The 5,607-nt window shown below is 55.8% G+C and carries 7 protein-coding genes; 5 read left to right on the top strand and 2 right to left on the bottom strand.

Annotated elements, in window-relative coordinates; all coding sequences use genetic code 11:
- Nucleotides 1-467: hypothetical protein (locus tag AB5Y97_RS00070; RefSeq protein ID WP_368156997.1), on the bottom strand; the 467-nt coding region annotated here is incomplete at its 3' end.
- Nucleotides 468-996: 529 nt separating this feature from the next.
- On the opposite strand from AB5Y97_RS00070, the gene AB5Y97_RS00065 reads away from it, so the two are divergent.
- The 5 genes from AB5Y97_RS00065 to AB5Y97_RS00045 all read left to right on the top strand — a co-directional run bounded on the left by AB5Y97_RS00065 (nt 997) and on the right by AB5Y97_RS00045 (nt 3,782).
- The gene (locus AB5Y97_RS00065; RefSeq protein ID WP_201873143.1) at nt 997-1,239 is read left to right on the top strand and encodes a type II toxin-antitoxin system RelB/DinJ family antitoxin; all 243 of its coding nucleotides are present in this window, start codon (nt 997-999) and stop codon (nt 1,237-1,239) included.
- The gene (locus tag AB5Y97_RS00060; protein ID WP_113722067.1) at nt 1,229-1,516 is read left to right on the top strand and encodes a type II toxin-antitoxin system RelE/ParE family toxin; all 288 of its coding nucleotides are present in this window, start codon (nt 1,229-1,231) and stop codon (nt 1,514-1,516) included. Before AB5Y97_RS00065 ends, AB5Y97_RS00060 begins: the two co-directional genes overlap by 11 nt.
- Before the next feature lie 49 nt (nt 1,517-1,565).
- A complete protein-coding gene (locus AB5Y97_RS00055) occupies nt 1,566-1,907 on the top strand; it encodes a type II toxin-antitoxin system CcdA family antitoxin (RefSeq protein WP_161508008.1) in 342 nt (113 codons plus the stop codon).
- Nucleotides 1,908-2,307: 400 nt separating this feature from the next.
- Nucleotides 2,308-3,300, top strand: coding sequence for a replication initiation protein (locus AB5Y97_RS00050; RefSeq protein WP_201873142.1), 993 nt, complete (start codon nt 2,308-2,310; stop codon nt 3,298-3,300).
- Nucleotides 3,301-3,536: 236 nt separating this feature from the next.
- The gene (locus AB5Y97_RS00045) at nt 3,537-3,782 is read left to right on the top strand and encodes a hypothetical protein (RefSeq protein WP_059167479.1); all 246 of its coding nucleotides are present in this window, start codon (nt 3,537-3,539) and stop codon (nt 3,780-3,782) included.
- 4 nt (nt 3,783-3,786) lie between these two features.
- Here the strand turns inward: AB5Y97_RS00045 and AB5Y97_RS00040 are convergent, their stop codons facing one another.
- On the bottom strand, nt 3,787-5,157 hold the full coding sequence (locus tag AB5Y97_RS00040; protein ID WP_104456136.1) for a mobilization protein: 1,371 nt from the start codon (nt 5,155-5,157) through the stop codon (nt 3,787-3,789).
- Nucleotides 5,158-5,607: the final 450 nt, after the last annotated feature.

Below are 5,607 nucleotides of genomic sequence, written 5' to 3'. Positions count from 1 at the left end.
TGCTTGTTTACGTGATGGAGTTCTTGTGACTGGAAATCACCCATATGCTGACCGTCTAGGAACATCGCAACATTATACTGTATTAAGCAGACCCATTCCGTTTGAGTTCCCATGCTTTTAATGACTTTTAATGCAGAAAAATAGTTGCCAGATTTATTTTCACCTTCATCCTCAATCGTGGCAATATTGGCATACCTGTCCCCAAAAGCGGTGCACTGTTCGAATGCAGGCCCAGGAATATATTTGCCATCGACCATTTTTTCTTGAGGCCAATCAATCCCCAAGTCACCCGCGAATGCACTTTGAGAAAGCATGGAAAAATAACATGCCAAAGTAATAAATAGTGCTCGTGGCAAATGCATGATAATTCCTATATGTTGCTCAGTAAAAATAGATATTGGCTTGGCGCGTTTTGTACTATTCAGTGCCTTGTAGATTACATTATATATCCTGAATGGATACTGCATAAGCCTCCCCATGTCGGTGGTGATCTCATCCGTTGCTAAATAGCTGTTCCGAATAGTAGAACACTGCTCTCGTGTTGCCTTCTCAAGTGGCATTGATCACGCATAGTCGGTCTAAGCCTTGTCATGTCCGGCTTTGCCACCTGATGGCAGGGATGCCTCACACCACAAGGGAAGGCAATAAAAGCAGGGTGATGCCGCTGTGCAAAACAACCTGGGATGGATGTATCAAGAAGGTCGTGCTGTGCTACAGGACGATCAGTAGGCAGTGGTCACCTCACGGGATGAGCCCTTGTTAGCCTGCAAGATGGGTTGTCTTGCCGGGCGTTATCTCCCATTCTGCGCCCCCCTACACGGGGGAGCGTTCGCCAGTTTGGGGGCTTACTGCAGGGCTGCCGCGCTATGCTTGGCGGCCCCCCCCGCCCCGAGCGCGACAGACTGCGCTAGTCGCCCCGTTGCTGGGACTTTGTTTACTGCATGGTTCGGTAGTCGTTATAATGTAATTGCGATTGTAATTACGGAGTGTGTGGAAATGGGGACGATTAACCTTCGCATCGACGACGACTTAAAGGCTCGTTCGTATGCGGTTCTTGATAGGCTCGGTGTCACCCCCTCGGAGCTGCTGCGGCAAACCCTGGAGTATGTTGCTTCCCAGGAGCGGTTGCCGTTTCGGACGACCGTGGTAACGGAGGATGAGGAGGCGCTGCTTGCCCTCGTTCGTGAGCGGCTGGCCAGCCCCCAGAAAGGGATCAGGGTGTCGCTGGATGACCTTTGAGCTTGAGTTCGATCCACGAGCGTGGAAGGAGTGGAAGAAGCTGGGTGATACCGTGCGCCAGCAGTTCAAGAAGAAGCTGGCAGAGGTACTGGAGCGACCAAGGGTCGAGGCCAACCGCCTGCATGGGCTGCCGGATTGCTACAAGATCAAGCTGCGTGGGGCGGGGTATCGGTTGGTGTACCAGGTACAGGATGATCGGGTGCTGGTATTCGTGGTCGCGGTGGGGAAACGAGAGCGGGAGCAGGTGTATTTGGACGCTGGCTCGAGGCTGGAATAGGTGAAGTTGCCGAGGGGTGGCTAGTGCGGTAATAACCGGGAGCAGGTTGATGATTATCCACCGTGGTGAGGCTTGGCAGAGCGCACAGGTTGAGGCTGCATTGAGCGAGGCTGATGCTGGTGACTTTGTGCCGGAAAAAGATATGGCGGCGAAGCTCAATCAGTTGGGCAAGCGGAAAAAAGCAGAGGCTGACGGTTGGGCTCAGGATAACCATGAGGCCATCCAAGAACTTAACCGGATGGTCGAAGAGCGCGGTCTGTTTTCCGATGGCTTATTTAAGATCGAGCAGATCATGGAGAGGGTTCGCAAGGGAGAAGAGGTTCTGCATTCGCTGGACGATGTCGAACGAGAGCTTAGCCGGGATGATCCGAGGTGTATCACGGATGTGTAGACGACCGAATACTTATGAGTATTGCGCCCTGTATCAGGCAGCTAAAGACGAGGCGTTTTCTTCACCAGGTGAAGAGTATTCAGCCGCATTTTATTACTTGTCGCGCATCAACTGGCTCGGTCTTATGGATGCTCAACGAATCGCCCAAGAGGCTTCAGAACGGGTTTTATTCGTTCGTACTAACGAAAGGAAATGTGAAGGAAAGTTAGATGCGGCTAACGTTGCTCATGTCTAGGCACCTGCGGTAACGTATTGCCCAGAAAAGACAAACCCCGAATCTCTGCGATCAACTTGGCGGAAGAGTGCAGAAAGTTCGGGGCCGTGACTTAATCACATGAGAAGTCTATCACATGGATCACATCAAACAAACCTCCTGCACCGCCAATAAGCGCGGTGCCAGATGGTAAAACCAGCGCTTCAAGCCGCTGTCTTTGTCGATCGTATCCCTCGTCGCCCCTACTGTTCCGATGATCCGGCGCAGGGGCTGCTTATCCGCCCGCAAGCGACCGCGTTGGCATATCGCCATATCCAGCACAACCCGCCGCCCCATGTCTCCTGTCTGGTGTTTGACGTGGACAGGAAACCGCATGAGCAACATTGGCGGGAGGGGTATCACGAATGGCGAGAGCGTGGCTTGCCTGCTCCGCACTGGATCTCGATCAACCCCGAGAACGGCAATTACCACCTTGGCTACCTGTTGGCCTCGCCTGTGGCGCGTACCAGTGCCGCAAAGTTAAAACCACTTCGCTATTTAGCGGCCATAGAACACGTTCTAGCGCGTCGGTTGGGTGCAGACATGGGGTACGTTGGCTTGATAACCAAAAACCCCGTACACCGAGATTGGTGGACGACATGGCACAACCACGCCCCATACCCCCTCGATTACCTCGCCGAGTTTTGCCCGGATGCCGATTTAGCAGCCTATAGCCGCCGCAGTCGCAAAGAAGTTGGGGGACTGGGGCGTAACGTTACGGTGTTCGATAACGTGCGTGAATGGGCCTACAGCGCCGTTAGAGAGTATTGGCGGCCCAACGGGTACGAGGCTTGGGCCGATGCGGTAAGGGCTGCCTGTGAGAGCGCCAATGCGTTTGGACGCGAGCAGGGCGGGCCGTTGCCTCCCAACGAGATCAAGGCCACTGCCAAGAGCATTGCCCGTTGGGTGTGGCGGCACTTTACCCCCGCGGGGTTTAGCCAGGTGCAGGCGCATCGAGGGGCGAAGGGCGGCAAGGTATCTAAGGGCGGGGGAAGGCCCACGGGAACAAGCCGGACTAACTGGGCACTGTGGGAGGAAATCCAGCGCATGAAGGCGGCGGGATACCCGCAGAAGGACATAGCCGAAGATCTTGGCGTATCGGTAGGATTGGTCAGTAAGTACGTGAACATTTCAAAATAGAGTTCACGAAAACAAGCCTTATCAGATAACAGCGCCCGCAGGGCGTTGTTATCGCCCTAAATGAATCTTTATAGAGAGAGGCTTGGCGAGGTGGGTAACTGCGCCCGTCCGTCCATCAGGGGCTTGTCCCCTGTGGGCGGCAGCAGTTATCCATGGAGCAGTCTTTGTCTTGACGGCATGGGCTGCTCGCGTAAAATCAAATTTCGATTCTGATTTTTCAGATTAAGGATTTGATTGTGCAGGAACGAGACGCCAAGACCGTGTTCGACCTTGGGGGCTTCTCCAAAGCCCTGATCGTCCCGACCCCGATGGGGGCGGGCTACCATCTTCACCTGGTACGCTTCGGGAAGGGAGGGGAAACGGAAGTGCTCGAGCGGCAGCGCGGCGGCTGGCGGGTCTTCACGACCATCGATGCGGCCGCGAACACCGCGAACCAGATCGGCTTTCGCCGCATCGAGGTAGACCTCAGCAGCCGCCGCTAGGCGGCTACATGCCCATATCAGAAGAAGAGTCTACAGTTCTGTCCCGTAGCTTCCGGCCCGTCTCTTTGACCTCTTTCGGCCAATCGATCCCATCAGCGGCCTGTGCCGCCCTTGCCGATGGCATCAGCACGTTCACGACCCGATCCGCCAGCTTCGCCCATGCTCCCGATGTCCCAATGCTCTCTAGGCCGCTCCTCGCGGCATCTTTCAACTCTTGGTCTTGTGGTGCTTCAACTATTGCGACAAACGCGTCTAGCACGCCCCCAAGGGCCTTCAGCGCCCGCTCCTGAACTCTTGAGATGGCCTCATCTAAATAGCCATGCACCTCTTTAACCGCCTGCTCTAGCCGACCCAGCAGCTCTGTTTGTTTCCGCTCTTCGTCTCTCAGGGCCTCCATCTTGTCCTCTCCGGCCCTGATCTCGGCGGCCTGCGCCTCGGCCCTGTCGCGCAGCTCCTTGAGGCGGGCCTCTGCGGCGTCGATCTCAGCGGCTCGCTCGGTCGTCATGGTCAGGTAGTCCAGCCGCTGCTGCGCAAGCATATCGAACCCATACAGGGCACTTTGCTTTGCCACTTGAGTGAGCTGGGCTTTGGTGTAAAGCGGATCGCCCTTTCCGATCATCGTTGTCTTGTGCTCTGCCTTAACCGCCTCAACGATGGCTGTCACGGGGGCCATCTTCGGTCTCTGGACTGGTGGTGCCGTCACCTGCTCTGCGATCAGGGAGGCGGCTCGCTTCTTCGCCTTGTACTCCGCATTCGGGAGCCGCGCTCGCTTAGGCCCTGTTCGCAGGAGGCCGAAAGGAGCTGATATGGTGTGGATCTCGTCCTGCCATGCGCTCATGGCATCGCTGTAAGCCTGCGTCTGTAGCCCCTTGCGTTCTCCCCGTGCATAGGCCGCTTTCTCTGCTGACCAACCCTGATGCACCACACCGAAACTCTCACCTGGAAGTGGCACCAGGTAGAAGTGGCAGTGTCGGTAAGTCTCGTCGGTGTGCTCCACGACCGACAGCAACCGATCTCCGTACTTCTGCTTCAAGTGCTTGATGATCGCTTTCCTGTACTCCGGCCAGCGGTCATCTGGAAAGTCCTCGGGCACACTGAACACCCCAGCAGCTATGCAGTGCCCGTCGATCCGGTACTTTTTACCCTTGGGGTCTTTAGCCTGTTCCGCCCACTCGACAGCCTTTTCCAGTGCTTGTGATGGGGTCACACCATAGCGGATGATCGGGGGCCGGATCGTGCTCGGGTCGTCAAAGTGCTTGCAGGCTTCGGGTTTGCGCTCGGCCTCGTTAATGATGTCCTGCGCCGATCTCCCATCACCCTTGGCACTCGCTTTCCTTGCATACCCGTCGAGATGCGCGAACTGATAACCGGACATAGAGACCTCCATCAAAAGACCGCCATCAGAGTACCACACCGATAGGTAATAGTGGGGGCCTAAAGATAAACATAGCGACCGACTATGTTTATGCGTTTGAGTCCTTCGTCCTCAAACACATAAACGCGGCCCTGCGGGGCAAAAAACTGCCGGCAGGCGTTTGGGATCGTACCGAGTTGAGATGGCTGACTGTCCATTTTACGGGGGTAGACCACCGGATCTGCTCCACACCGGTTCGGCCTGTTTCGGCCTCTAAAACCGCCCTGGAATCGTCATAAACTTTCAGCGCAAAAAGGCGCAGTGTTGAACCGCAACACTGCGCCTTTTGGGGTGTTCTGGGAGGCATCTGGTTGGGCATGCGGCAGCCGCTGGATCGTCATTGATACCGAATACCTGCGCCAGCATGTGGCCCGCTATGCCCTGTTGTCCGCCGATACATGGCGGCAACGG

Origin of the sequence: Aeromonas sp. R10-2 (genome assembly GCF_040908445.1) — a bacterium.
Lineage (GTDB): Bacteria > Pseudomonadota > Gammaproteobacteria > Enterobacterales > Aeromonadaceae > Aeromonas > Aeromonas veronii.
This window is presented reverse-complemented; position numbering and strand designations above follow the sequence as displayed.